The 24,985-nt window shown below is 39.7% G+C and carries 26 protein-coding genes, 1 pseudogene and 1 riboswitch; of the genes and pseudogenes, 18 read left to right on the forward strand and 9 right to left on the reverse strand.

Annotated features, from left to right (window positions below; translation table 11 throughout):
- The first annotated feature begins 2 nt into the window (after positions 1 to 2).
- From AC0N32_RS09045 to AC0N32_RS09080, 8 genes and pseudogenes are all read left to right on the forward strand, one after another.
- Positions 3 to 2,204, forward strand: coding sequence for an ABC transporter permease (locus tag AC0N32_RS09045; protein WP_476393530.1), 2,202 nt, complete (start codon positions 3 to 5; stop codon positions 2,202 to 2,204).
- Between the two features lie 32 nt (positions 2,205 to 2,236).
- Complete coding sequence (gene gldC / locus AC0N32_RS09050; RefSeq protein WP_089853771.1) at positions 2,237 to 2,563, forward strand: gliding motility protein GldC; 327 nt, start codon at positions 2,237 to 2,239, stop codon at positions 2,561 to 2,563.
- Between the two features lie 127 nt (positions 2,564 to 2,690).
- A complete protein-coding gene (locus AC0N32_RS09055; RefSeq protein WP_476393531.1) occupies positions 2,691 to 3,830 on the forward strand; it encodes a cystathionine gamma-synthase in 1,140 nt (379 codons plus the stop codon).
- 79 nt (positions 3,831 to 3,909) lie between these two features.
- Positions 3,910 to 4,350: a GNAT family N-acetyltransferase gene (locus AC0N32_RS09060; RefSeq protein WP_476393786.1), complete on the forward strand. Its 441-nt coding sequence runs from the start codon at positions 3,910 to 3,912 to the stop codon at positions 4,348 to 4,350.
- Between the two features lie 76 nt (positions 4,351 to 4,426).
- Positions 4,427 to 4,933 carry a DinB family protein gene (locus AC0N32_RS09065; RefSeq protein WP_476393532.1) on the forward strand — a complete coding sequence of 169 codons (507 nt, stop codon included), beginning with the start codon at positions 4,427 to 4,429 and terminating at the stop codon, positions 4,931 to 4,933.
- On the forward strand, positions 4,930 to 5,379 hold the full coding sequence (locus AC0N32_RS09070) for a hypothetical protein (protein WP_476393533.1): 450 nt from the start codon (positions 4,930 to 4,932) through the stop codon (positions 5,377 to 5,379). Before AC0N32_RS09065 ends, AC0N32_RS09070 begins: the two co-directional genes overlap by 4 nt.
- 80 nt (positions 5,380 to 5,459) lie before the next feature.
- Positions 5,460 to 5,885 (forward strand): annotated as a pseudogene (tnpA, locus tag AC0N32_RS09075) (IS200/IS605 family transposase).
- A 219-nt stretch (positions 5,886 to 6,104) separates the two neighbouring features.
- Entirely contained in the window at positions 6,105 to 6,653 is a 549-nt protein-coding gene (locus AC0N32_RS09080) for an L-threonylcarbamoyladenylate synthase (RefSeq protein ID WP_476393534.1), read from the forward strand.
- Between the two features lie 14 nt (positions 6,654 to 6,667).
- Here the strand turns inward: AC0N32_RS09080 and AC0N32_RS09085 are convergent, their stop codons facing one another.
- A complete protein-coding gene (locus AC0N32_RS09085; protein ID WP_476393535.1) occupies positions 6,668 to 7,069 on the reverse strand; it encodes a hypothetical protein in 402 nt (133 codons plus the stop codon).
- Positions 7,070 to 7,077: 8 nt separating this feature from the next.
- Here AC0N32_RS09085 and AC0N32_RS09090 point away from each other — a divergent pair, with 8 nt between their 5' ends.
- Complete coding sequence (locus AC0N32_RS09090) at positions 7,078 to 7,524, forward strand: winged helix-turn-helix transcriptional regulator (RefSeq protein ID WP_476393536.1); 447 nt, start codon at positions 7,078 to 7,080, stop codon at positions 7,522 to 7,524.
- A gap of 9 nt (positions 7,525 to 7,533) precedes the next feature.
- Positions 7,534 to 8,955 carry a CCA tRNA nucleotidyltransferase gene (locus tag AC0N32_RS09095; RefSeq protein ID WP_476393537.1) on the forward strand — a complete coding sequence of 474 codons (1,422 nt, stop codon included), beginning with the start codon at positions 7,534 to 7,536 and terminating at the stop codon, positions 8,953 to 8,955.
- Between the two features lie 151 nt (positions 8,956 to 9,106).
- Here the strand turns inward: AC0N32_RS09095 and AC0N32_RS09100 are convergent, their stop codons facing one another.
- The 3 genes from AC0N32_RS09100 to AC0N32_RS09110 all read right to left on the reverse strand — a co-directional run bounded on the left by AC0N32_RS09100 (position 9,107) and on the right by AC0N32_RS09110 (position 12,758).
- Positions 9,107 to 10,147, reverse strand: a complete 1,041-nt coding sequence (locus AC0N32_RS09100; RefSeq protein WP_476393538.1) for a YncE family protein — start codon at positions 10,145 to 10,147, stop codon at positions 9,107 to 9,109.
- A gap of 12 nt (positions 10,148 to 10,159) precedes the next feature.
- On the reverse strand, positions 10,160 to 11,986 hold the full coding sequence (locus AC0N32_RS09105; RefSeq protein WP_476393539.1) for a TonB-dependent receptor plug domain-containing protein: 1,827 nt from the start codon (positions 11,984 to 11,986) through the stop codon (positions 10,160 to 10,162).
- Positions 11,987 to 12,015: 29 nt separating this feature from the next.
- Positions 12,016 to 12,190, reverse strand: a riboswitch (cobalamin riboswitch).
- 85 nt (positions 12,191 to 12,275) lie between these two features.
- The gene (locus tag AC0N32_RS09110; protein ID WP_476393540.1) at positions 12,276 to 12,758 is read right to left on the reverse strand and encodes a cytidine deaminase; all 483 of its coding nucleotides are present in this window, start codon (positions 12,756 to 12,758) and stop codon (positions 12,276 to 12,278) included.
- Between the two features lie 104 nt (positions 12,759 to 12,862).
- On the opposite strand from AC0N32_RS09110, the gene namA reads away from it, so the two are divergent.
- Genes namA through AC0N32_RS09125 form a run of 3 tightly spaced genes read left to right on the forward strand, consistent with a single transcriptional unit; the run spans position 12,863 to position 14,597 of the window.
- On the forward strand, positions 12,863 to 13,915 hold the full coding sequence (gene namA / locus AC0N32_RS09115; RefSeq protein ID WP_476393541.1) for an NADPH dehydrogenase NamA: 1,053 nt from the start codon (positions 12,863 to 12,865) through the stop codon (positions 13,913 to 13,915).
- A gap of 36 nt (positions 13,916 to 13,951) precedes the next feature.
- Positions 13,952 to 14,239, forward strand: a complete 288-nt coding sequence (locus tag AC0N32_RS09120; protein WP_476393542.1) for a DUF2752 domain-containing protein — start codon at positions 13,952 to 13,954, stop codon at positions 14,237 to 14,239.
- A gap of 25 nt (positions 14,240 to 14,264) precedes the next feature.
- A complete protein-coding gene (locus tag AC0N32_RS09125; protein WP_476393543.1) occupies positions 14,265 to 14,597 on the forward strand; it encodes a CCC motif membrane protein in 333 nt (110 codons plus the stop codon).
- Positions 14,598 to 14,668: 71 nt separating this feature from the next.
- On the opposite strand, the gene AC0N32_RS09130 is transcribed toward AC0N32_RS09125, so the two are convergent.
- The 3 genes from AC0N32_RS09130 to AC0N32_RS09140 form a co-directional block, all read right to left on the reverse strand.
- Positions 14,669 to 16,210, reverse strand: a complete 1,542-nt coding sequence (locus tag AC0N32_RS09130) for an endonuclease (RefSeq protein ID WP_476393544.1) — start codon at positions 16,208 to 16,210, stop codon at positions 14,669 to 14,671.
- Positions 16,211 to 16,377: 167 nt separating this feature from the next.
- Positions 16,378 to 16,905: a DUF4136 domain-containing protein gene (locus AC0N32_RS09135; RefSeq protein ID WP_476393545.1), complete on the reverse strand. Its 528-nt coding sequence runs from the start codon at positions 16,903 to 16,905 to the stop codon at positions 16,378 to 16,380.
- Between the two features lies 1 nt (position 16,906).
- On the reverse strand, positions 16,907 to 17,089 hold the full coding sequence (locus AC0N32_RS09140) for a DUF5522 domain-containing protein (RefSeq protein WP_029294953.1): 183 nt from the start codon (positions 17,087 to 17,089) through the stop codon (positions 16,907 to 16,909).
- A gap of 41 nt (positions 17,090 to 17,130) precedes the next feature.
- Between AC0N32_RS09140 and AC0N32_RS09145 the strand changes: the two genes are divergently transcribed.
- From AC0N32_RS09145 to hemL, 5 genes are all read left to right on the forward strand, one after another.
- Positions 17,131 to 17,457, forward strand: coding sequence for a hypothetical protein (locus AC0N32_RS09145; RefSeq protein WP_476393546.1), 327 nt, complete (start codon positions 17,131 to 17,133; stop codon positions 17,455 to 17,457).
- Between the two features lie 90 nt (positions 17,458 to 17,547).
- Complete coding sequence (locus tag AC0N32_RS09150) at positions 17,548 to 18,453, forward strand: 1-aminocyclopropane-1-carboxylate deaminase/D-cysteine desulfhydrase (RefSeq protein ID WP_476393547.1); 906 nt, start codon at positions 17,548 to 17,550, stop codon at positions 18,451 to 18,453.
- A 62-nt stretch (positions 18,454 to 18,515) separates the two neighbouring features.
- Entirely contained in the window at positions 18,516 to 19,574 is a 1,059-nt protein-coding gene (locus tag AC0N32_RS09155; protein WP_476393548.1) for a glucosaminidase domain-containing protein, read from the forward strand.
- Between the two features lie 14 nt (positions 19,575 to 19,588).
- Positions 19,589 to 20,551, forward strand: coding sequence for a hypothetical protein (locus AC0N32_RS09160; RefSeq protein ID WP_476393549.1), 963 nt, complete (start codon positions 19,589 to 19,591; stop codon positions 20,549 to 20,551).
- Between the two features lie 22 nt (positions 20,552 to 20,573).
- Entirely contained in the window at positions 20,574 to 21,857 is a 1,284-nt protein-coding gene (gene hemL, locus AC0N32_RS09165; protein WP_476393550.1) for a glutamate-1-semialdehyde 2,1-aminomutase, read from the forward strand.
- Positions 21,858 to 23,040: 1,183 nt separating this feature from the next.
- Here hemL and AC0N32_RS09170 read toward each other — a convergent pair.
- A complete protein-coding gene (locus tag AC0N32_RS09170) occupies positions 23,041 to 23,238 on the reverse strand; it encodes a hypothetical protein (RefSeq protein ID WP_476393551.1) in 198 nt (65 codons plus the stop codon).
- Between the two features lie 223 nt (positions 23,239 to 23,461).
- On the reverse strand, positions 23,462 to 24,625 hold the full coding sequence (locus AC0N32_RS09175; RefSeq protein WP_476393552.1) for a hypothetical protein: 1,164 nt from the start codon (positions 24,623 to 24,625) through the stop codon (positions 23,462 to 23,464).
- Positions 24,626 to 24,985 lie beyond the last annotated feature (360 nt).

The raw sequence follows: 24,985 nt of genomic DNA on the forward strand, positions 1-24,985 counted from the left end.
AAATGAAAAAGTTATTGACAACAGCCGGTACGGAATGGCTGAAAATAAAAGGATTGGGAATTATTTATATGTCCGTTGTTTTGGGCGCTTTACTTCCGTTGCTGGTTTTCGCCCCTTCATTTTTTATACGGGAAACGGTTCCCGAAGGAACATTGAAATATTCTGTCTTTGAAGATGCGATCGGTGGGGAACAGTTGAGGTATTTCGTATTTTTTATATTGCCCCTGCTGATTATTATTGTGGCCAACAGGATTGCGCAGACCGATCATAAGAACAACGGCTGGCAGCTGATGGAAACGCAGCCGGTAAGCCGTTTCCAGCTTTATTTTTCAAAATATATCATTGTGGTCGTATTGAGCTTGATCTGTATCACTTCTTACTTCATTTTCAGCATCATTATGGCAACGGCAGATTATTACATTCATCCGAATGCCGTGAAGCTAACGGACTTCGATGTGTTCTGGGCCATGAAGACCTACATCAGGATATGCATTACCATTTTAGGAATTGCGGCCCTTCAGCTCTGTATTTCCGTGGCTTTCCAGGGGTTTATCTGGTCTTTCCTGATCGGTTCGCTGGGTATTGCGTCGAACATTGCCTCACTCATTCAGAAACAGCCTTTCTTTTTTAATCCCTATGGTTCTTTATGCACGTTCTGGAATGCGCCGGAGATCAGAAACCTGAATACTTTTATTTCCCATTCCGAGTACATGAGCGTGTTCTGGATGGTGATTTTCCTGATCGTCGGTTATGTATGGTACAGTAAAAAAGGCTTTAAAAATGCTTTTGGTAAAACTAAAAAGCAGATGGTTGTATCAGCTGCATTATTTGCAACCGGAGCAGGTTTGCTTTATTTTATCCAGCAGCCGCGGGCTTATCAAAGCGGTGCGGCAGGAGTTTCCATGAAAGGAACACTGGATACGGATCTTAAAATTGATTCCGTTAAAATCTTTACCTCAGATTTCCATAAAAAAATCGGAGCGGTACCGGTGGTAAACAATACCTTCACCTGGTCGACCAAAGAAAAACTTCCGCTGGATGAATACCTGATCGAAATCGGAAACAAAAAACTGGTCCTGGTAATGGGAAACGGCGACTGGTTTGATCTGAATTTAAAATTTAATAATACCGAAATGGTGACGTACATCAAATCGAACAGAAAAGCTGATCAGGTCTACCGCGAAAAACAGGATTCTTTCGGAAGGGATTTCACGTACGTGCTGGACGACCAGCCTTACAACAACGAACCCGAAAAGTTTTATGAAGCTGCTCAGGACGACTGGAACAAGAAGAAAAGAATTCTCAATGGGTTTGCCGATCCTGCCAACAATGCCCTTTCGGAGGAATATAAAACCTACAGAAGGCAGTTGATGGCCATTAATTATTTGAATGAAATCAGCAATTACCGGAAAATGACTTCCTGGAAAGATCCGAAGTTTGCCCCTCCGAAAGCCTTTGTGGATGAGCTGAATGCCAATATCAGCAAGCCATCGCTGCTTTTAAGCAAAAACGAAAATTACCTTCAGTTTAAACTGGATCATTTATTAACGGATAAAGATCAGTCGATCAATGCGGACAGTATCCTTTTTGTGAAGATCAACAGGCTTCCGCAAGGGCTGGAAAAAGACCGTTTGCTGTCGAAGCAATTATCCAAAACCATGGAACTTCAAACCGACAGCCTGGCAAGAAATACATTATTCGCCGGTGAAATTAATAACGTGAAAAATATTGATTACCAAAAAATGCTGTATTCTAAGCTGGAGCAGATCAATAGATCTCAAAAAGGCGCCGTATTTCCGGATTTGGCTTTCCTAAATGACAATGGTAAAACGGTAAACCTCTCCAAATTCCGCGGAAAGTATGTGGTAATCGATCTCTGGGCTACATGGTGCGGACCATGCAGGCAGACCCGCCCGGTTTTTGAAGCACGAAATAATCAATATAGATATTATCAGAATATACAGTTTATTTCGGTAAGCGTCGATGAAAACCAGTCGAAGTGGAAAAATTACCTAAAGACAAAACCGTCCAATATTCCCCAATTATGGATGAAAAATGCTGAAAAAGTGCTTAGTATATATAAAATTCAGTCGATCCCCAGATTTATTATCATCGATCCTGAAGGGAAAATATTTAACCTGAATACGCCGTTTCCGAATGAAGATAACTTTGTAGAAATTTTGGATAAGCTGAAGAAGTATTAACTTTGCATCAAATTTAGAAACAAAAGAAAGTTATGAGAAAAACTCAGATTACGATAGATGTAGAACTGGACGAAAACCACATCCCGGAAAACATTACCTGGAACGCACAGGACGGCGGCATTGAAAAGGAAGCGACCAAGGCAACGATGATTTCCGTTTGGGACGATAAAGCGATGGAAGCTTTGAGGATCGACCTCTGGACCAAAGAAATGCCGGTAGACCAGATGAAGATGTTCATCCACCAGATCCTGGTTTCTCTGGGGAATACCTATCAGAGAGCTACTGGAGAAGAAGATGTCGCCCAGTGGATGGAGGAGATTGCGGAAGAGTTTGCCGTAAAATCTGCGATAAAAATGTAAATAAGCGATAAGCTGTAGGCAGTAAGCATTAAGCCTTTGCCTCAGCTTATTTTTAATATTAATGTAACTAAGTTTAAAGCTATAACAGATGCTTATTGCCTAAAGCTTAAAGCCTAAAGCAAAAAATATGAATTTCAATACAAAAGTTATACACGGTGGGCAGCACCATGAGTCTGCCACAGGTTCGGTGAATGTTCCTGTATTTTTAACCTCAACCTTTGCACAGAAAAGCCCGGGCGTACATTCCGGATATGAATATTCCAGAGCGGCCAATCCTACGAGACAGGCACTGGAAGATTCCCTGGCAAGCATCGAAAACGGGGCGAGAGGATTGGCCTTCGGTTCCGGCCTTGCAGCGATCGACTGTGTTTTAAAACTGTTAAATCCCGGCGATGAGGTCGTAGCGGTTGATGATCTGTACGGCGGCACCTACCGGATGTTTACGAGACTTTTTGAAAAATACCAGCTGAAATTTACTTTCGTGAATTTTGATGATGTATCAAAAATCGCGGATGTTATAACGGATAAAACGAAACTGATCTGGGTGGAAACGCCTACCAATCCGTTAATGAAGCTGGTGGACATTAAAGCGGTTGTGGAAATGGCAAAAGGAAAAGATATTTTGGTGGCTGTGGACAATACGTTTGCAACGCCTTACCTTCAGCGGCCGATCGATCTGGGAGCGGACATTGTGATGCACTCTGCAACGAAATACCTGGGCGGTCATTCTGACGTGATCGCCGGGGCATTGGTGGCAAAAGATGCCGAACTGGGAGAGAAACTTCACTTTATCCAGTTTGCAAGCGGCGGAATTTTAGGGCCTCACGATTCCTATTTGGTTTTAAGAGGGATTAAAACATTGGCCTTACGCGTTCAGCGACACTCGGAAAACGGAATGGCCGTGGCGAAATATCTGGAATCCCACCCTGCCGTAGATAAAGTAATCTATCCGGGACTGGAATCCCATCCTCAGTACGAACTGGCCAAAGCCCAAATGAAAGATTTCGGCGGAATGGTTTCTTTCACCTTTAAGTCCGGTAAAAAAGAAGATGCGATTAAATTCCTGGAAAAAGTAAAAGTATTTACGCTGGCTGAATCTTTAGGCGGTGTAGAATCGCTGGCCAATCACCCGGCTTTAATGACTCACGCTTCCATTCCGGCAGAAAAACGTGCAGAATTAGGCATTACAGATGATTTAGTTCGTTTAAGCGTAGGTATCGAAGATGCGGAAGATCTGATCGCCGATCTGGAAAGAGCATTTTCATAAAATAACTTGTATCACTTTGTCAAAGTTATATTTCGCAGCGATTAGCTTTGACAAAGTTTTACCAAAGTTTCACTCATCCATGACGAGAAAAGCAACCCTTCAGGACATCGGGCAGTTGTCTGAACTGTTCGATCAATACCGGATTTTTTACCATAAAGATTCTGATATTCCAAATGCTGAAAAATTTTTAACCGAAAGAATTGAAAACCGGGATTCCGAAATTTTTGTAGCGGAACACGCAGGAAAACTGGTTGGTTTTGTCCAGCTATATCCTTTGTTTTCTTCAACGCGGATGAAACGCTATTGGCTGCTGAATGACTTATTCGTCAATGAAAGTTACCGTGGAAAAGGCTTTTCAAAAGCGTTAATCGAAAAAGCAAAAGAAATGGCAATATCAACCGATGCCTGCGGAATCCTCCTTGAAACAGGAAAATCCAACGACATCGGAAACAAACTATATCCCAGCTGCGGCTTTGAGCTTTACGATGAAGTCAATTTTTACGAATGGACTAATAATTAATGTAACGATTTAATAATGTAACAGTTTATCAATAATTGTTACATTGCCAGACTGATACATTATTAAACTTTTAATTATGACTGATTTTCAAAAATATATCCAGCGTTATTTAGATTTGATTCCATCTGAAAACTGGCTGAAAGAAATGGAAAAATCCGGCGAGAAAACGGTAGCGATTTATTCAAAGCTCTCGGAAGAACAATCGCATTTCGCTTATGCCGAAGGAAAATGGACGCTGAAAGAACTGCTGTTACACTTGTCGGACACCGAAAGGATTTTTCAGTACAGGATTCTGGCCATCGCAAGAGGCGATAAAAAAGAATTGCCGGGCTTTGATGAAGAACTTTATGCCAGTCAGTCATTGGCCAACGAAAGGCATTTGGATTCCCTGCTTGAAGAATATCAATTGATCAGGAAGTCCTCCCAAATTTTACTGGAAACCATGCATCCTTCTGCTTTAGCTAACATCGGAACCGCCAACGGAAACCGGATCTCTGCTGAAACTATCGCTAAGCTGATTGTCGGCCATAACCTGCATCACCTGAATGTTATTGAGGACAGGTATTTACCGAAGTTATTATGAAATTATTAAAAAATAAGCTCATAATAATCAGTTTATTGATTTATATACTTTCCCTTTTCTGTAATGCTTTTAAAGTTAGACAGACTAAAGAAATTAGAGATTATAGTTCTTTTGAACTTTTATTAGTTGGTGGTATAAGTTTTCTGGGCGGTGGAATCTTGGAATGCTTTATTTGGTCAGCAAATATTTGGTTTTTTCTTGCGATAAGCTGTTTATTTTTCAGGAGGTTTATTGCTTCAATTATTATAGGGATCATTGTATTGTTAATTTCTGGATCTTTTATGTTTTGGAAAACAGTATTGGTCTCAGAAAGTGGAAGAGAAGCTAATATTTACAGTTTAGAAACTGGTTATTTTTTATGGCTGACCTCAATTTTGTTGTTAATATTTTCTTCAATATATCTGAGAATTAAAAATAATATAAATATCAGTAGGAACGGGCTTTAGCCCGTTTTCCCTGTAACGCCATTCATCCGGCTTTAGCCAAAATTTAAAAATAATTTATATTTTTGGCAAAAACAACACAAATGTCTTTTATTAAAATTTATATCCATCTCGTTTTTTCAACGAAAAACAGAATTCCTTTTTTAAATACTGCTGCATTAAGGGTGAAAGTTTGGAAACACATTAAAGAAAATGCTTCGGAAAAAGGAATTTATGTAGATATGGTCAATGGTTTTTCAGATCATTGTCATTGCTTAATTTCTTTAGGTTCAAACCAGAATATAGAAAAAATTGTTCAGTTGATCAAGGGGGAATCTTCTTTCTGGATTAATAAAAATCAATTGATCCGGGAGAAATTTGCCTGGTAGGATGAATACTTTGCCGTTTCCGTTTCAGAGTCTATGTTAGAGTTGGTACGGAATTACATCAGAAATCAGGAAGTTCATCATACAAAACATACCTTTGTGGAAGAATATCTGAAATTTAATGAGAAATACAACTTCAAGTAAGTTTCGGCTGAAGCCGGTGGAATTTTTCTTTTTTTAAACGGGCTAAAGCCCGTTCCTATTGATATTATCCCATAATGCCATAAGATTTCAATATTTATTTAAGATAAAATCTGAAGAAAAATCTCCGTACCTCTACCTGTTTTTAAAACAATTCATTTGGCTGAAGCCCATAGAATTTTTATCTTTGAAAAGCGGGCTAAAGCCCGCCTTCAGTGAGTTATGAACAATATTATCAACATACTAAAATCTGGCGGAACCATTTTATACCCTACCGATACCATTTGGGGAATCGGATGCGACGCCACCAATATAGAAGCCGTCAATAAAATTTTTGAGATCAAGAAACGGGAGAAAAACAAATCCATGATTATCCTGGTGGAATCTGAAAAAAGACTGCAGGACCTGGTGGATGTTCCGGAGATGGCCTGGGAAATCATTGACCTGAGCGAAAAGCCGGTGACGATCGTTTACGAAAATCCAAGGGGTCTGCCGAAAGAGCTGCTGGCAGAGGACGGAAGCATCGGGATCCGCCTGGTGAAGAATGATTTCTGTAAAAAATTAATTGCAAAACTCAATAAGCCTTTGGTTTCCACGTCGGCTAACTTCAGCGGTGAAAAAAGCCCGCTGAAATTTTCGGATATTTCTCCTGAAATAATCGGTTTGGTGGATTATGCCGTGGAAGAGGACCGCGAAAAAGTCTCTGAATATTCCGGCTCTTCCGTGATCAAGATCTGGAACGATAACAGGATAAAAGTTCTTAGAGAGTAGTAAGCTTTCTAAAACTAAACCTTAATAATTCTGTATAGCTTTACGACGGCCCAGAATTCTAAAATCGCTATAATCCCGATCATAATGGTGTTTAGCAAGGTTCCGCCTGTTGCCAAATTTACGATAATATCGCCGGTTTCTATAACCAATCTTGAAATCAAACTTATAAAGAGCCACTGAGGTTTATTAAGGATCACAGAAAGCAGTAAGGCAACAACGCTTCCTAAAACTCTTACCCCTGCGCTGCTGAATCCAAGCCGGGAAGAATAATCCGTAATAGCAGCTCCCGGAAAAGATAAGCCCGGATTGAAAGTGAATACGTAAAAAAAGAAAATCCCTGCTATAATGAGAACCCATGAGAAGATTTTTACGGATAATGGGATGCCCTGAGACACATTGACTGTATTTTTCATCATAAATTGTTTTGACAAAAATAAATAAAAGTTCAGATTCTAATAATATCTTTAATGAAAAAATAAGTATCTTTCAGGATACCAAAAACATAATGATGAAAAATAAACAGAAGCAGATACGGCTTAGAGACGTAGATGATGTGATCTATATTATCGGAGGCAGATGGAAGAGTGCTATTCTTGCGAGCTTGTGCGATAAAGAAAAACGGTTTAGCGAATTACAGCGAGATCTTGAGCCTATTACCGCAAGAACTTTGATCAGGGAACTCAAATTTTTGGAACAGCACTTACTGATTACAAAACGGGAAAACAACAAAATTTCTTACTATACGATTTCTCAACACGGCCAATCTCTGGAGCCTCTCATAGAATCTATGGTAATATGGGCACAAAAACATAGAAAATTAATTTTAGAACAAAAGGATGATAACATTATCTTTGCAGATTCTGAATTTTGAATATTTAAAATGAATATTAATCTCAATCAAAATAAAAATCTTAAGCTTTTTAAAATAATTTCTGATGTCGCGGAAAAAAATGGACAATCCGTGTATATCGTTGGCGGCTATGTGCGCGATTTGCTGATGAAAAGAAAAGCTTCCACAGATATTGATTTTGTAACTGAACAGAGCGGTATCGAACTTGCCCAAAACGTTGGAAAAGAAATTGATCCCAAAATGAAGGTCTTGGTTTTCAAAACTTATGGCACAGCCATGATCCGATATAAAGACCTGGAACTGGAATTTGTGGGTGCGAGAAAAGAAAGTTATACGGAAGACAGCCGGAAACCGGAAGTGGAAGGCGGAACCATAGAAGACGATCAGAAAAGAAGGGATTTTACCGTTAACGCCATGGCAATTTCATTAAACAAAGATAGCTTCGGCAAGCTTGTAGATCCTTTCAACGGAATGGGTGACCTTGAAAAAGGAATTCTCAGGACCCCGCTGGAACCTGCCCAGACCTATTCTGATGATCCTCTGCGAATGATGCGGGCCATACGTTTTGCTTCTACGCTTCAATTCAGAATTGAAGATCATTCACTCAATGCCATTAAACAGGAAGCGGAGAGGATTAAAATCATTTCGATGGAAAGAATCATGGTGGAATTTAATAAGATCATGCTTTCTCCAAAACCTTCAACAGGCCTTAAATTGATGGAGGAGACAGGACTGATGCAACTGATCATCCCTGAATTGATCGCCCTGAAAGGTATAGAAGAAGTGGAAGGGCAGACGCATAAAGACAATTTTTACCATACCTTAGAAGTGGTAGACAATATTTCTGAAAATACCGATAATCTTTGGTTGCGATGGTCTGCATTGCTTCATGATATCGGAAAAGCACCGACCAAAAAGTTTGTCGAAGGAACTGGCTGGACATTTCACGGGCATGAGTTTTTGGGTTCAAAAATGGTAAAAACATTATTCCAGAGACTGAAGTTGCCACTGGGAAGCGATATGAAATACGTGCAGAAAATGGTCAAGCTTTCTTCCCGGCCAATAGCACTGATTACGGATGATGCTTCAGATTCTGCATTAAGAAGATTACTTTTTGACTCGGGCGAGGACCTGGAAGATCTTTTCACGCTGTGTAAGGCAGATATCACGACCAAAAATTCCAGGAAACAGGAGAAATTCAAGAAAAATTTTGAATATGTCGCTGTAAAAATCAAAGAAGTGGAAGAGAAAGACCAGGTAAGAAACTTCCAACCACCGATATCGGGAGAAGAAATCATGGCGATGTTTAATCTGAAACCCGGCCGTGAAATAGGTATTCTGAAAGAGAAAGTGAAAGAAGCGATTCTTGAGGGAGAGATTGAAAACGACACAGAAAAAGCACGCCAATTCGTCATCGCCGAAGCGGAAAAACTAGGGCTTAGTTTAGCCTGATAATTGTGGAAATAATTTAACTAAAATATACAGCCTGATTCTGAATCAGGCTGTTTTATTTACAAAAATCCGGGCGGTTTCGAAGAAACCGCCCGGAAAAAACACAAATGATGAAAAAATAAGTTGTATTAAGAAAAATACAAATTTGCTTTTAGTTACGGTATGCTCCGTTTGTTCCTTTACCAGCCGTAAAAGTTCTCAGGAGAAGACCGCTTTTAGAATATACGGTGATCTTACTGTCTTCGGTAAATCCGTTGGCATCCGAAACAAAAATTCTATCGTTTACCACGCTGAATCCATATAAATTGGAGTAAGGATCAACACTGTTGTTTACAGTGAATAGCGGCGCAGAAGGTGCTGTAGTAGCCGTCAGGTCCATCGTATATACCTTAAGCCCTGAAGTGAAATAAAACTTGCCGTTTTCAATCTCAAGATTGGTAGCATCGGCAATACCGGTCAATGTGTAGGTTTTTGTAACTCCTGTCGGTGAAATCTGGTAGATATAAGAGTCTGTAGTTCCGGCTGCAATAGCATATACCGTTTCTCCATTCACTATCATTTTTTTGATATCGCCGTTAGGGACCGTAATGGTGGACTGAACTTCATTATTGGAAGTTGTGATATAAGTGATCTTGTTACCAAAACCAAAAGAGGCATTTTGTACAAAAATGTTGTCCCCGGCTTCTACAATTCTTTCAACGTTATCCGTAAAATTAATTTTTTTCACGAAAGACAAATCAGAACTTTTATAAATGCTTACGAACTTGTCGCCTCCGTATTTGTCATTGGTTACATAAATATTATTGTTGGCGAAAGCCATATAACGCGGCGAATTCAGCTGGGCGGTAATTTCTCCGGTTTTTTTGAAATTAAACCTGTTGACAATCTGAATTCTGTTTGAATTATTCATCAACAGATAAGCGTTTTCTCCATTAAAACCAATCATCTGCAAAACATCACCAAGATTAGATCCTCCGTTGTTGGCAGCAAAAATATTATCCTGCTTGCTGGCGAGGTTGGAAGTTACAAAAGTCACATCAGCATTCGGCTTCCCGAAATTCCCCTCATTGCTGAGTAAAAAACCGTTGCCATAGTACATTTCTCCCGTCGTGACACCGTCTTCACTGCTACAAGAGATATTAAACAGCAGTGCAAATGCAAAAATCAGAGTAAGAAGTTTAGTTATTTTCATAATATTTAAATGTTAAAAATTAATATTTACGTAAACGCTGTAATTCCTTTTGGGTAGAGGATAATAGGAGACCGTCTGATAAACGGTATCGGTGATATTATTCACTTTAAACCCTAAGGTATAATGGTTTAAAAGACTGGCTGAAACTCCTGTATTTATCACGAAATAAGGATCGATGGCATCTGCTCTTTTTTCGTCAGTCGTCGTATAGGTCAGCCCGTTGAAAAGTCCCTGGACGTAAATCGTCAGGAAATGGTAACGGTAGTCAATATTTCCAAAAGCCTTGTGAAGCGGAACGTATGTCATCTGCATTCCCGTCAGCTTATTGGTTGATTTTGAGTAATTGTATCCTGCATTAAGGCGCAAACCGTGGTTTCCAAAATTCCTGTGATAGGTGATCTGAGAATCGAGGCCATATATTTCTACGCTGTACGTGTTGAATGCTGCCCAGTATCCGGCCGCTGTCGGAAGCCAGTTGATGTAATTTTTGACATCCATATAATAAGGGCTTACCGTCAGTCTGAAATCACCAAAGATGAATTCGTGATCCATATCGGCATTGGTTGAAGTTTCAGGAACCAGATTGACATTTCCTCCTTTTTGCCAGTAAAGATCATTAAACGAAGGAATTTTAAAATTTCTTGAAAAAGAGACCTCTACATGATACCATTTTAAAGGCTCCCACTTTCCTGAAAAAGAATATAGAAAGGGCGAGGATATATCTTGTACAAAATCTTTCTTAAAACCTGCTTCAAAACGCAGTTTGTCATTGATGAAATACCTTGCAAGGCCGGCTACAGAACCCATATTTCGGCTGATATCACCGATGCCCGATTGATAACCCAGTCCTTTGTTGATCTGAAATTCACCAATAGCATTCACGTTGAGCTTGGGTGTAATGAAATAATTAAAATCATTCCGGAAAATATAATTCTTTCCTTCCGCACCGCTTTCTTTCGGCTTGTCGATATCCCCGAAATACTGGAAATTATCTTCCATATAAGCTGCTTTTAAGCTATTCGAGACATTATTTTTTGAAATATCCCAGGCCAGGAGGCTTCTCAGCGTCTGGGCATTGTACTTTGTTTTGTTCCCGTTTTCAACAAAAACCGGATAATGCTGTGAACCGTCAAAAATCTGATTCTGCCACGAAATCGTCTGGTGAGGCGCAATTTTATAAGAGGCACCTATGTTGACAGACGAATTGTAATATCTTCCGTTTCTGTTGATGTATTCCTTTTCCGGAACTTCATAGTCATTCTGGCTGATGGAATAATTGCCCGAAATTTTTACGCTGAATTGGTGATTGCTGTAAGAAGCCTTCAGGAAATTATTAAAGGTTTCAAAAGATCCTGCTTCAGAATACAGGGAAGCATGTGCACCTTTATTAAATTCAAGATTATTGTTGAGATGAATACTTCCGCCAATGGCTGAGCTTCCATACTGTACACTTCCACCGCCGGCTTTTACCTCGAGCTCATCATATCCGAAAAGCGGGATATTATTCACATCGCCCTGTCCTAGGAACGTAGAGTTGATATTGATTCCGTTCCATACAAAAGCAGTGTGTCCTGCACCCGTTCCCCGGAAAGAAGGAGATGATACCGCGCCACGCCCATTTTCCTTAATATAAATCTGTGACTGAAACCGCAGAAGATCAGAAAGATTGGCAGAGTTTTTCTCAATGTCTTTTGGGGAGATGGTGCTGACTTTATGAAAAAGCTTGACTTTACTCATTTGGTTGTCAAAGACATACACCGTGTCAATAGCTTTCTCCTGCGCAGAAAGAAAATAGCCGTAAGCCGAAAAAATCAGTAGTAAAGATCTTTTTATATCCATTCTATTTTACTTTTCCTCCGAAAGCAATGTATTTAGTTATAATTCTGGCAGGTCTCCTGACTTTCGCTTTCTACACCTTCCCGTTTTCACAGTGGTTTGTCGTAGAAATCTTCTTGCGATCTACAGTTGCGGGGACAGTCCGGGATTTTCGCCCGATTCCCTTTTCATTCCAAATGATTGGAAACCAAAATTTTTGCAAATATAAACTTATTAAGCTGAAAACCAAAAACACACTTCAGGAATTGATTCTCGAATGATGATTGAGGTTTTCTAAATCGTCGTCATTACATTATAGAAACGTAGCATCGAAGTAAAACGGCAGAAGATCTTTAATGGCGTGAACTTTCACCATTTCCTCACTCATGCTGGAGAAATACAGATCGATGTTCTCATTCTGTTTGGTTTCGTATTCCATTAAGCTTTGCCTGCAGGCTCCGCATGGCGGGATCGGCGGATTTTTCTCATGAAATTCCCGCGGACCTCCGATCACAAAGATTTTTTTAATCTTCATTTCAGGAAAATTAGCAGCTACCCAGAATAAAGCCGTTCTTTCGGCACAAAGTCCTGAAGGAAAAGCTGCATTCTCCTGGTTGTTGCCGGAATATATTTCGCCGTTTTCCAACAGAACCGAGCATCCTACCAGGAAGTTCGAATAGGGGGCATAAGCGTCTTCACGTGCCTGCTTTGCCCGTTCCAATAATTTTCTTTCTATATCATTCAGTTCGGTGCTATTCTTAAAATATTCGTAACTGATGTGAGTTTCTTTTTTCATATATTGTGGATTAAAAAAAGGGGGATAAAATTACTTCTTTTTCACGAGGTGGGCAATAAAGGCCTGCTCTTTGCAATTCTCAGTTTTTAAAAAATAAAAATAAAATGTTATATACTCCAGTTACCTTCAGAAATGTTGAATTGAAAAACCGTTGGGTCATGTCGCCTATGTGTATGTATTCCAGTGAAAACGGCTTTCCGAATGATTTCCATTTTGTGCATTACGGAAGCCGTGCGCAGGGTGGGGCAGGATTAATTATTTTGGAAGCCACAGGAGTTGAGCCTCGCGGAAGAATCACCAATCACTGCATGGGAATCTGGAATGACGAGCAAGCTGAAAGTCTTCAGAAGATCGTAACATTTGTACATAATAATTCAGAAAGTAAAATAGGTATCCAGCTGTCACATTCCGGAAGAAAAGGCTCTACAGAAAATACCGTTCAGATTCCTCTAGAAGAAGGCTGGGAGACGATTGCGCCTAGTCCGCTTCCTTATCATCCGTCGGAAAGAATTCCTCATGTGTTAACTGTTGAAGAAATTAAAGAACAGGTTCAGAATTTTAAAAATGCAGCAAGAAGAGCTGTACAGGCCGGTTTCGATGTCATTGAAATTCATGCGGCACATGGTTATCTGATCCACCAGTTTTTATCACCGCTTTCCAACATCAGAACAGATGAGTATGGCGGGAGTTTTGAAAACAGGATCCGTTTTTTAATCGAAATCGTGGATGCTGTAAATGAGGAACTTGATCAAAATACCGCTTTATTTGTAAGAATCTCGGGAACTGAATATGCAGAAAACGGTTGGGATATCAGTGATAGTGTTGAATTGGCAAAAGTTTTAAAAAGTCACCATGTTGATCTTATTGATGTTTCCAGTGGCGGCAATATTCACGGTGTAAAAATCCCTCTCTATGACGGATACCAGGTTCCGCTTTCTTCCCAGGTGAGAAATGAAGCAGAGGTAAAAACGGGAGCTGTGGGTCTGATTAAAAAAGTTTCGCATGCTGAAGAAATTCTGCAAAAAGGAGATGCCGATCTGATTTTTATTGCAAGAGAGATTTTAAGAAACCCATACATTGCGGTCCAGGGATCATTCGAGATGGATGAAGAATGTTTTTTCCCACATCAGTATTTAAGAGCCAAAATATCTTCATAATTTTATATATTTGATCAACAAAAAACGAATAATAATATGAAAGCTGAAGATTTCATGCTTCCGTGTCCTATCAAAAAATTCTTTGGGATCGAATGCTTCGGCTGCGGTACTCAAAGAGCCATTGTAATGGTATTCGAGGGCCGCTTTGCTGAAGCTTTTCACATGTTTCCTGCCGTATATACCCTGTTGCTGTTCTTTGCAACGGTCGGCCTTAATTTCGTTGATAAAAAAAGGAACTACGGAACCCTGCTTGTTATTTTAGCAGCAATGAATGCTGTCATTATGGTCGTCTCCTATTTTTACAAACATCATTTTAGTCATTAACACAACATATAAAATATTATAAACTATGGATCAACAAAAATTACCAAACGCAACCGCAGTCCTTATTTTAGGAATTGTATCAATCATAGGTTGCTGTTGTTACGGTCTTCCTGGACTTATATCAGGAATTATTGCCCTTATTCTTGCAAAAAAGGATGGAGAACTCTACAGACAAAATCCAACGTTGTACTCTAACTACGGCCAGTTGAATGCCGGAAAAATTATGGCAATTATCGGTATTTCACTAAGTGTGCTTTATGCTATTTATGTTATTGTAATGCTATCAACTGTTGGTTGGGAAGCTATGAAAGACCCTCAATTGATGCAAGAAAGGATGAGAGACTTGCTCGGACAATAATATTTTAAAATGATATCAACAGAAAGCCTTCATCTTGCTAGATGAAGGCTTTTATTATAATCAGGTTTGTTTTATTTCACAATAAATTTCAAACTGCTTTCATCCAGTTTCAGAACATAAAAGCCCTGCGGAAGATTTTTAATCTGAATAGAATTTCTGACTTTCTCAAAAGGCTGATTGAATGTCTGCATCAGTTTTCCCTGCATATTGTAAATTTCAGCTTTTTTAATGTTTTGTGTTTCACCTTTTACAAAAATTTCATTGTTTGAAATTGGATTTGGAGAAATCTGTAATTTGGTTTGAGCTGAATTTAATTCTGCCGAAAGATTTTGAACCTGTCGTGATGTTGCCGAATAACACGTCCAGCTGAGGTTGTCGATGGCTACTCTGTTGCTCGTTGAATTATTTTCCAGCTCTACCACTACATTTCCTGAAACGTTGATGTTGCTGATGGTGGTTGTCGTAGCGTTGGTGTTATAAGGCACAGTTCCTACTGTTGTTCCGTTTACTTTTACGGTAAAAGTACCGTTTGATCCTGAGAATTTCAGTTGTGTGGTCACGGTCAGTGATCCGATTCCGTTGGCAGAGCTGCCTGAAGTTAAGGCGCCGTCTCTCACGGTAATGGCTTTCGTGGAAATGGTTTGGTCGGTTCTTGCATCAGTAGCGGTCCATGAAATTCCACCGTTGGTCCAGGTTCTTGTCAGATAAGACGAAGAGCTTGTGGTTGGGATTGTTTCAAAAGTTTCATTTGCACATCCTGTCGTAGTGGGAGGGGGTGTTGTTCCGCCACCGCCGTTTGAAGATCCGGATCCCCAGATCAGATTAGCATAATTCGGGTTGTCGATAAAAGGATTTCTGTTTCCCTGGAACGTATAGGAAGCGTTATTTCGGTTGATTTCCGCCTGTGATACCGGATCCTGATTATGCCATGCCAGCAGAACATTCAGTTCCCAGGTCTGCAATCCCGGAAACGACGAGCCGCCCAGCATATTTCCCGAAGAAAAAGTAGAAAGTTTGTTCTCATAGCGCGTTACAAAATAGAAGATCATTCTGGCAACGTCTCCTTTAAACTCATCGATCGGCTCGAAAACCGTTCCCGAATATCCTGAGGAAGCCGAATTTCCAAGCTTGGAACCGTTTTTAGAAGTGAATGTTGCTGTCCCCACTTTTCCGAAAGGATAATTGGAGCGCATTCCGTTTACTTTACCATCTGTAGCTCTGATAAAATTGATATCGGAAACCATTGGCGACGCTTCATTAAATAAACTTTGAGGAACGATATGCTCCCTGTTGTAGCAGTTTCCTTCTACCGAATAGGTTCCGCACTGATTGGTTACCGGAGTATAATTGTAAGGATCGGCTCCGGATGGTTTCTCAGAATAGATATCCAGAATAGAACCGTCATTTTCATAATTTTTGTCAATATCGGTTGTTTTATAACCGGTCCAGAGTCCGCTGTATCCTTTGTCCTGATGCCCGTTGGTAATAATCGTGCTTAATGCAGTTTTCAGAGGTGCTCCCGATAATCCGTTTGCCGAATTATAATAACCTGACGGAGCCTGAGCATTGGCCATAGCGGAGGCGAATGCAAGAATCAATAATGATTTTTTCATGTTAATATTTTAGTTTGGTAAGATTAATACAAATTTATGAATTAAGAATTACGGAATTGTTAATTCTGGTTTATTATTTCTAAAATATGGTGAAATATTATTCAAGCCATAAAAAAAGCCAATACAAATAAGGTATTGGCTTTCTATATATCTGATTAATGTTAATCTTATTTTCTCTGCGGAGGATAGTTTTTCATGATTTCCCCCATGATTTCAGGGATCTGTTTTTGTTTAGCTTTCGGACGGTCTACAGATATTCCGCTTCCGATTCCCTGCCAAACGAGTTTATTGGTTCTTGCATCCACCATGTCTACGATAATGGCCCCTTCATTATAATTGCTCGTCCATGTTCTGTTCATGCCGATTCCCCATCCGAAAGGTCCGCCCCAACCCCAGGCTCCGTACGGAGAAGTTGTTGTAACATCGGTGATTTTTTTATGGTTGGCTTTTACATTAATGATCAGATCAGGATTTTCGCCGGACTGAAGGCCCTTGCTTTGAAGCTGTTTCGAAAGCTCATTTAAAACCCTGTCTTTGTCAATGTCATTCAGTTTAAGATCATCGATTCTTAACTTGTACGTTTTGTAGCTGGTGAAATTGGCGGTATCCGCATAATCGGAACGCACATTGAAAGGACTACAAGATGTCAAACCCAAAGTAGCCGAAGCTAGCAAAATAAAAATATAGCGCTTCATTTTATTTATTTTTTTTATCGTTTTTAATAAATGTATCGGTCTTTTTATCGTATCCGTAAGGACAATGTCTACAGCCACTTTTACAGCAATGTCCCCTTTTCAGATGAAATTTTTCTGTAAAAACCTTATACCCCTGCTCGTTGTAGTAAAAATCTTCACCTTCTTTGATGTCAAAAAGTGCCATAGGTTAAATCTCTAAGCCAAAAACTTTTTATATTTGTTAGTATGATAATTGTATGCCATAAACCTTTAAAAATATTAAAAATCAGCGGCATTACGCTTTTCCCTTTTATCTTTATTAGGAATCTCGAAGATAAGAAAAATAAAGTATTGATTAATCATGAAAAAATTCATTTAAGGCAACAGATGGAAATGCTGGTGATTTTCTTTTACATTTTCTACATCGCTGAATATTATTACTGGTTAATTAAGATTAAAAATCCTTATCAGGCCTACCGTAGAATTTCTTTTGAAAGGGAAGCTTATGCCAATGAACATAATCTGAATTATCTTCAGAAAAGAAAATTCTGGAGTTTTCGGAAATATCTTTGATCATATTTTTATTTCTATAAGATTTATTTTAAGTTTTGTTTAACTAATTTATAAATTATCATATAAAATAAATTCAGGAAATTTGTACAGATGAAAATTCCGGATATCCATATTCCTGTCGTTGAAATTCCAGTAGAAAAAAAGGTAAAGCTCTTTATGAAAAGGGAAGATCTTATTCATCCCGAAATTTCAGGAAATAAGTACTGGAAATTATTTTTTAACATTAATAAATATTTGGCGGGAAATCCTGAGAAACCTTATATCATTACTTTTGGTGGTGCTTTTTCCAATCACATTGCTGCCGTTTCCGCACTGGGCAAACTTACGGGGATTCCTGCTTTAGGCATTATCAGGGGAGAAGAACTGAAAGAAAAATGGCGCGAAAATCCGACTTTGGTTTTTGCCCGGAAAAATGGGATGAATCTAAGGTTTGTCACCCGCGAAGAATACCGCCACAAAGAAAAACTGACCGAATTTTTGCAGAAAGAATTTCCCCAGGCCCTCATCATCCCCGAAGGAGGAACGAATGCAGATGCCGTAGAAGGCGTTAAAATGATGCTGAATGACCAAACAAAAGATTTTGATTATCTTTGCACCGCAGTCGGAACAGGAGGGACCATCGCCGGAATATCGAAATTCTGTGAAGAACATCAGAAGGTGGTCGGCTTTAAGGCGGTAAGCGATTCTTCACTGGAAAATAGGATTTCAGAATTAACTCCCAAAGAAAATTTTAATCTAATCGATTCAGCTTTTGGTGGTTATGGTAAAATAAATGATGAGAATATCCGTTTTATCAATGATTTTAAGAATGATTACGGAATTCCGCTGGAACCGATCTACACAGGAAAAATGATGCAGAAGATTTTTGAGATGATTGATAACAGGTATTTTCCTGAAGACAGCAGGATTTTGTGCTTTCACACCGGAGGACTGCAGGGGATTGAAGGCGCCAATATGCTCCTGGAAAAACAGAACAGAAATTTAATTATAAAGTAAAATTGAAAACATGAAACACGAAGTTGTTCCATCTTTCATTTTCAAACCATAAAAATTATAAGATGAAAAGACTTTTCTTACTCGTAAGCCTTTTAGTTTTATCAAAATTCTCAGCTCAGACCTGGGCTACTGAAGATCAATACATCCAGAAATTTGCCAAATATGCGGTAGAAGAGATGGAAAAATACAGAATTCCTGCTTCTATTACCCTTGCTCAGGGGCTTCTGGAAACCGGAGGCGGACAGAGCCGTCTGGCACTCGAAGGCAAAAACCATTTCGGAATCAAATGCAAAGAAGACTGGACGGGCAAAACCATGAAGCATACGGATGATGCACCGAATGAGTGTTTCAGGGTGTATGACGATCCGAGACAATCATACGAAGATCATTCAATATTCTTATCCACAAGAAAATATTACGCAAACCTTTTTAATCTCGATATGAAAGATTACAAAGCGTGGGCAACCGGCCTGAAAAAAGCAGGATACGCTACCAATCCGCGCTATGCTTCCATATTAATCGGGAAAATTGAAAAGTACAGGTTGTACGAATTCGACAATACCAGTTCCAAAGAAGTTCTGTATGCAGTTCTTAAAATGTATCCCAATCTGAAAGACGACAGAGCTTTTATGGCCCAGCTGGAGCCGGAAAAATCGACCAGAAGAACCAAAGATCCTGTAATAATTGAGGTTCCATATAAACAGACTTTTTACGCCCAGCAGCAGAAGAGAGTGGAAAGAATCAAAACAAAGGCGGAAATTCTTAATTCGATTTTAATTAAAAGTCACCCGAACGACGGCTTAAAATACATCGTTATTCCCGAAGATACAAATGTAGAAGCCATTGCTAAGAAGTTTAAAATCAGCGAGAGCAAACTGATCAAATGGAATGAGCTGGAAGGTGATGTATTACACAAAAATGACATTGTTTTCCTTGAATCTAAAAATTCAGCCGGAAATACTGCAACCTATAAAGCCGAAGCCGGAGAAGATATGCACGATATCGCCCAGAAATTCGGAATCAAATTGAATAAATTATATGCTAAAAACAGAATGGATGAAGGGCAGAGACCTTCGCCGGGACAGCTGATTTATTTAATCGATAAAAAACCAAGAAACTGATCTCGTTTCTAACCATGAAAAATATAAAATCATCGCTTTGGCTGTTTCTGGTGTTGATGTCCTGTACATTACCGGCACAGGAAATTCAGAAATACATCCCTTTCAGAAAAGGAAAGTTATGGGGACTCTGCGATGCCGGCAGATTTGTAGTCATTCAGCCTCAATACAACAGCATCAGCTGGTATGATACTATAGCAGGAGGCTTTCATGCAGTACAGAACGGAAAGTTTGGAATTGTCGACCGCAATGCAACGCTGGTCATGCCTTTTATATCCGATGAACCCATTTTTGTAAACGGCGATCAGTATGTTGTTTTTGACGGATTCAATTACTACAATTATTCCATGAAAACTAAAATGAGAATTGGTCCGTACGTTATTCCTGAAAGTTTTGAAGTAAGAGACAGGTGGGAAGGTTCTCACTTGGTAAATGAAAATCCCGGAGATCAAGTATTGACCTGGAAGGATCTGGATGACGAGGATCTGCAAATGATAAAGCCGTACGAAGACGAAGAGCAGTACCGTATCAATTTTAAAACTACATTTCTTGAGATCGTATCACAGGATTCCCATATAGGAATTTATATTCCACAGATTAAAAAATTGTACAGAAGTACCCCCGAAATAGCCTATATAGGATGGCAGTTTTATAATAAAAAGCCCTACATTCTTACGACCGGACCGTCACATCTCTACGGAATGGCAGATGAATTTTCAAAAGAAGTTTATCCCATAAAATATACCTCGATTTCTTTACTGGACAAAGATCGTCTGATTGTTCTCTCGGAACCGGACCCAGTAAATGACGGCCAGGAGATTTTTAAAACGGTCTTACCGAATAACAGGGTTTTGAATGGCAGTTATCAGCCGGCCGGGATCGTGTTGAAAGACGGTCACGAATTCAGGATCTATGAGACAGTGATAAATGGGGAGAAAAATTATGCAGGCGAAGACGGAACCCTCTATTTTGAGGATTAAACAAATAAAAGAAAATTTAAAAATGAAATATCAAAGAAGTTCAGCTTTATTCGATGAGGCTTACCAATATATTCCGGGAGGGGTAAACTCTCCTGTCCGGGCTTTCAAATCCGTAGGTGGAGTGCCGGTTTTTATGAAATCTGCAAAAGGAGCTTACCTTACCGACGCCGACGATAATACCTATATCGACTATATCAACTCCTGGGGACCGGCCATTTTGGGCCATACGCATCCTGAAGTTCTGGAAGAATTAAAAATCCAGGCAGAGAAAGGCTTTTCTTTCGGGGCACCTACCGAACTTGAAACAGAGATTGCTAAATTTATCGTGGAAAACGTTCCGAATATTGACCAGATCAGAATGGTGTCTTCGGGAACGGAAGCATGTATGAGCGCAGTAAGACTGGCAAGAGGATTTACGGGAAGAGATAAGATCGTAAAGTTTGAAGGCTGCTACCATGGTCATTCAGATTCATTTTTGATTAAAGCGGGAAGTGGTGCTGCCACATTTGGAAACCCCAATTCTCCAGGCGTTACGGCCGGAACGGCGAAGGATACTTTGCTGGCCAGATACAATGATTTTGAACAGGTGGAAGATTTATTCAGGCATAATCAAGAGGAAATTGCAGCAGTCATTATCGAACCGGTAGCCGGAAATATGGGCTGCGTGCTTCCTGAAAACGAATTCCTCCAGAAATTGAGAAAGATCTGCGACGAAAATGGTGCATTGCTGATTTTTGATGAGGTAATGACGGGTTTCAGACTTGCTTTTGGTGGCGCGCAGGAGCTTTTCAATGTGAAAGCAGACCTGGTAACCTACGGAAAAGTGATCGGTGGTGGTCTTCCGGTAGGAGCGTTTGCCGGAAGAAACGAAATCATGGATCATCTGGCCCCGAAAGGCGGAGTATACCAGGCGGGAACATTGAGCGGAAATCCTCTGGCGATGAGAGCAGGATTGAAAACATTACAGCTCATTAAAAATGATCCCGAATTTTTCAGCAGGTTAGCCAAAACGACGGAAACTTTGGATTTTGAAATCGGAAAAATTTTAAATGAAAAAGGAATCGCTCATAAGATCAACCGAAAAGGATCGATGATGTCTGTATTTTTCCATATCAACAGAGTGAGTAACTTTGATGAGGCTCAGGAAGCCAATCATGCATTATTTAACAATTTTTTCCACCAGATGCTCACCAACGGAATTTACCTTCCGCCAAGCGGTTATGAAACTTATTTCATCAGTGATGCCATCAAAGACCGGGAAATTGATATGACTCTGGAAGCAGTCAGAAAATTTGAGTATTCTTAGATGATTTAAAGATAATTTAAAAGAAAGTGTCCTGAAAGTCTGGATCATCCTTCTTTGTAATCGCCAAGACTTTATCTGATTTGAAAGATCATTTTATAGCACAGCATAGGATTTGCTCCGGCGGAGCAATATCTGTGTAGCTCAATATCAGCATCTGGTACCGGAACTCCGTCGGAGTTCTATCTTTTCATAGCACACAGAATCTACGGCGTACTTTTGATATGTTATTGTTTTTATACTACACAGATGTTGCCCCTACGGAGCATAAAAATTATCTATTCAAGTGCTAAAAGTCTGGATAGTCCTTTTTTGTAATCGAAATGACTTTATCTGATTTGAATAATGATTTTACAGCACAGCATAGGATTTGCTCCGGCGGAGCAATATTTGTGAAGCTTAATATCAGCATCTGGTACCGGAACTCCGTTGGAGTTCTATCTTATCATAGCACACCTACGGCGTGCTTTCGATATGCTGTTGTTTTTTCTTCTACACAGATGTTGCTCCTACGGAGCATAAAAATTATCTGTTCAAGTGCTAAAAGTCTGGATAGTCCTTTTTTGTAATCGCCAAGACTTTATCTGATTTAAATAATGATTTTACAGCACAGCATAGGATTTGCTCCGCTGGAGCATAAAAATTACTTATTCAATTTTTAGGCGTAAAAAATAAGCTGCCCAAACTTTAAGGACAGCCTCTTTTTTATTTAACCTGACATCGAAATAAGTTTATAAAAATCGCAAAGCTAAAAAGTATAATCAATTTAAGATATCCAAAGTCGTGAAACTAAAGTAAAACAAAATTCTTGTATTACTTTGATAAACGAAGTGGCATTGTTTAACTTAAAAACGTCTCAAAGATTAAAAATTTCTTTGTTTCTCTTTGCGATAAAATAATTTTTATTGAAAATCAATTATTTAAAATACCTCTTGTCAGGGGCTCAGGTTAATAGCCTGAATTTTAGGAACGTCATGCTTGCCATTAAAATCACTACTGATGAGGTGTCTGACATCTTCAGACCGGTAAAATACTGATCCGAACCTTTAATCAAATGATCCGGAGCGGTTCATTATTTATCCAGTGGGGTGATTGACCTGTCGCGACAGGTTGTTGAACGCCTATTTTGAGGTTAATAATATTACGCTTTCCATTGGGAACACCATTGATGAGGTCTTTCACATCTTCAGACCGGTAAAATACTGATCCGAACCTTTAATAAAATGATCCGGAGCGGTTCATTATTTATCTGGTGGGGTGATTGACCTGTCGCGACAGGTTGTTGAACGTCCATTTTGAGGTTCATGATATCACGCTTTCCATTGGAAACACCATTGATGAGGTCTTTCATGTCATAGGACCGATACATTACTGATCCAAACATTTGAAACAATAGTTCAGTGAGGTTTATGATCTTTCTGGTGGGGTTGAGCTACCTATCACAACCGATATTGTACCTGGATCTTCACTTTCGGAATGCCACCGTTGGAATTCTTTGTCGGGACGAATAGATACTTAACCGGTCCGGACACGTTTAATTTAAATATCTGATCATGAAGAATAAAAAAGCACCGGGAAAAAACCGGTGCTGCTGTATATTAATTTTCTTACTGTAAAGAAGACCACCCGACTGCCCAGGCCGGGCTTGCCAGCTGGTTTCCTGCGCCTGTAGCATCTGCTTTTTCATTATAGGTTGAAGCCTGTATGGTTACATCAGAGCCATCGGTTGCCTTGGCTGTCATTTTATGGGTGACATTGGTATCAAAAAAGACATCTTTGATTTTACTTTGCCCGTTGAAGTGGGTTACTGTAGAATCGCTTTCAAGACTGAAGCCGTCGGTCCAGTTAGACACAATAACATTCTCAAAGCTGGCTTTTGTTCCGGCGTACAATCTCACTGCCTGAGCCTCTCCGGTAGCACCGCCGATAAGGGTTATATTTTTTATGACAGGATTCGATCTCGGTTCCGCATCTGCGTTAGTTGTATTGTTGATCCCTTTGATTCCGGTATTTCCGGTGCCGCTGGTTCTTCTTTTTGTATAGATATTGGAAGCGGTCCCGGTCCATCCGTCTGTCCAGACCAAAGCATCATCTGCATTGCTTACAGAAACGATGTTGGTAAGGTTTACCGTTCCTCCGTAGATCTGTATGCCGTCTTCGGCTCCGTTTACCACAGCAATATTTTCAATTTTGGTATCGCTTCCGATGCCATAGAGGGAAATACCGTTAAAGTTTTTATCCGTCGCATAGCTGATGCCTGCATTTTCAATCCTTACATACGTTAATGATCCTGAATTATCAGTAGCGGCAGTTCCTCCGTAAGCTGCATTTCCGACTTCCGTGGTGCCTGTCGCTCCGGTATTGATGGGCGCTTTCCCACAGATAATCACTCCGCCCCAGCTTCCTGCCGTGGCAGCAGAGGCATTAAAGGTAACGGGTGATGCCGGTGTTCCGTTGGCATAAATCTGTCCGCCCTGTTCTACAAGAATGTATGATTCGACACCTGCAGTGGCCACGATTCTTGTCCCTGCAGGAATCACCAGCTTTCCGCCGTTCTTTACCCGTACGGCACCGTTCAGGACATATACTTTCGTAGCGTCCAGGGTTACTACCTGCCCGTTGGTAACTTCTCCTTTGAAGTTGGAAGGATCCTGAGCGATTCCGACGATGGCTATTGTTTCCACATCATCTTCCTCGGTACAAGAGTGAAAAACAAACGGAGAACTTATAATGACCGCTGCAACGAAGAGCTTGAGATATTTTTTTCTCATAATTAGATCAGATTTTCTATGCTTCAATTGATATTTTTAAACGCATTTATTTGAGAATACCAAATTACCAAATTTTCCGGTTATTTTCACAATATGGAGGCAAGCAATCTGATGGGAGACTGTATTTTTTACTTTAAAAGGAACCATTAATATTGATTTAATAAATTAAAAATAGCCAATTAATCCGTAAACGGACTGAATATCGTTGCTATACAATATTTAGATATGACCTTAATTAAACTAAACTTTTTAAACAGGTCTTAATGATTAACAATAAAACGGTTATTCCTGAAATGCCAAAACGGCATCGGAAAATACTTCCAATGCCGTTTTTTTTAATTTGATATGAAGAAACTAATT

It is taken from the genome of Chryseobacterium endophyticum, assembly GCF_056333165.1.

Bases quoted from the DNA above. Each gene is read 5' to 3' on its own strand.
- AC0N32_RS09105 (WP_476393539.1), bottom strand. From the start codon at position 11,986: ATGGATATAAAAAGATCTTTACTACTGATTTTTTCGGCTTACGGCTAT.
- AC0N32_RS09130 (WP_476393544.1), bottom strand. From the start codon at position 16,210: ATGAAAAAATCATTATTGATTCTTGCATTCGCCTCCGCTATGGCCAAT.
- gldC (WP_089853771.1), top strand. From the start codon at position 2,237: ATGAGAAAAACTCAGATTACGATAGATGTAGAACTGGACGAAAACCAC.
- AC0N32_RS09125 (WP_476393543.1), top strand. From the start codon at position 14,265: ATGGATCAACAAAAATTACCAAACGCAACCGCAGTCCTTATTTTAGGA.
- AC0N32_RS09045 (WP_476393530.1), top strand. From the start codon at position 3: ATGAAAAAGTTATTGACAACAGCCGGTACGGAATGGCTGAAAATAAAA.
- AC0N32_RS09095 (WP_476393537.1), top strand. From the start codon at position 7,534: ATGAATATTAATCTCAATCAAAATAAAAATCTTAAGCTTTTTAAAATA.
- AC0N32_RS09145 (WP_476393546.1), top strand. From the start codon at position 17,131: ATGATAATTGTATGCCATAAACCTTTAAAAATATTAAAAATCAGCGGC.
- AC0N32_RS09150 (WP_476393547.1), top strand. From the start codon at position 17,548: ATGAAAATTCCGGATATCCATATTCCTGTCGTTGAAATTCCAGTAGAA.
- AC0N32_RS09160 (WP_476393549.1), top strand. From the start codon at position 19,589: ATGAAAAATATAAAATCATCGCTTTGGCTGTTTCTGGTGTTGATGTCC.
- AC0N32_RS09085 (WP_476393535.1), bottom strand. From the start codon at position 7,069: ATGATGAAAAATACAGTCAATGTGTCTCAGGGCATCCCATTATCCGTA.
- hemL (WP_476393550.1), top strand. From the start codon at position 20,574: ATGAAATATCAAAGAAGTTCAGCTTTATTCGATGAGGCTTACCAATAT.
- AC0N32_RS09140 (WP_029294953.1), bottom strand. From the start codon at position 17,089: ATGGCACTTTTTGACATCAAAGAAGGTGAAGATTTTTACTACAACGAG.
- AC0N32_RS09120 (WP_476393542.1), top strand. From the start codon at position 13,952: ATGAAAGCTGAAGATTTCATGCTTCCGTGTCCTATCAAAAAATTCTTT.
- AC0N32_RS09135 (WP_476393545.1), bottom strand. From the start codon at position 16,905: ATGAAGCGCTATATTTTTATTTTGCTAGCTTCGGCTACTTTGGGTTTG.
- AC0N32_RS09170 (WP_476393551.1), bottom strand. From the start codon at position 23,238: ATGTTTGGATCAGTAATGTATCGGTCCTATGACATGAAAGACCTCATC.
- AC0N32_RS09080 (WP_476393534.1), top strand. From the start codon at position 6,105: ATGAACAATATTATCAACATACTAAAATCTGGCGGAACCATTTTATAC.
- namA (WP_476393541.1), top strand. From the start codon at position 12,863: ATGTTATATACTCCAGTTACCTTCAGAAATGTTGAATTGAAAAACCGT.
- AC0N32_RS09070 (WP_476393533.1), top strand. From the start codon at position 4,930: ATGAAATTATTAAAAAATAAGCTCATAATAATCAGTTTATTGATTTAT.
- AC0N32_RS09065 (WP_476393532.1), top strand. From the start codon at position 4,427: ATGACTGATTTTCAAAAATATATCCAGCGTTATTTAGATTTGATTCCA.
- AC0N32_RS09060 (WP_476393786.1), top strand. From the start codon at position 3,910: ATGACGAGAAAAGCAACCCTTCAGGACATCGGGCAGTTGTCTGAACTG.
- AC0N32_RS09055 (WP_476393531.1), top strand. From the start codon at position 2,691: ATGAATTTCAATACAAAAGTTATACACGGTGGGCAGCACCATGAGTCT.
- AC0N32_RS09110 (WP_476393540.1), bottom strand. From the start codon at position 12,758: ATGAAAAAAGAAACTCACATCAGTTACGAATATTTTAAGAATAGCACC.
- AC0N32_RS09100 (WP_476393538.1), bottom strand. From the start codon at position 10,147: ATGAAAATAACTAAACTTCTTACTCTGATTTTTGCATTTGCACTGCTG.
- AC0N32_RS09155 (WP_476393548.1), top strand. From the start codon at position 18,516: ATGAAAAGACTTTTCTTACTCGTAAGCCTTTTAGTTTTATCAAAATTC.
- AC0N32_RS09175 (WP_476393552.1), bottom strand. From the start codon at position 24,625: ATGAGAAAAAAATATCTCAAGCTCTTCGTTGCAGCGGTCATTATAAGT.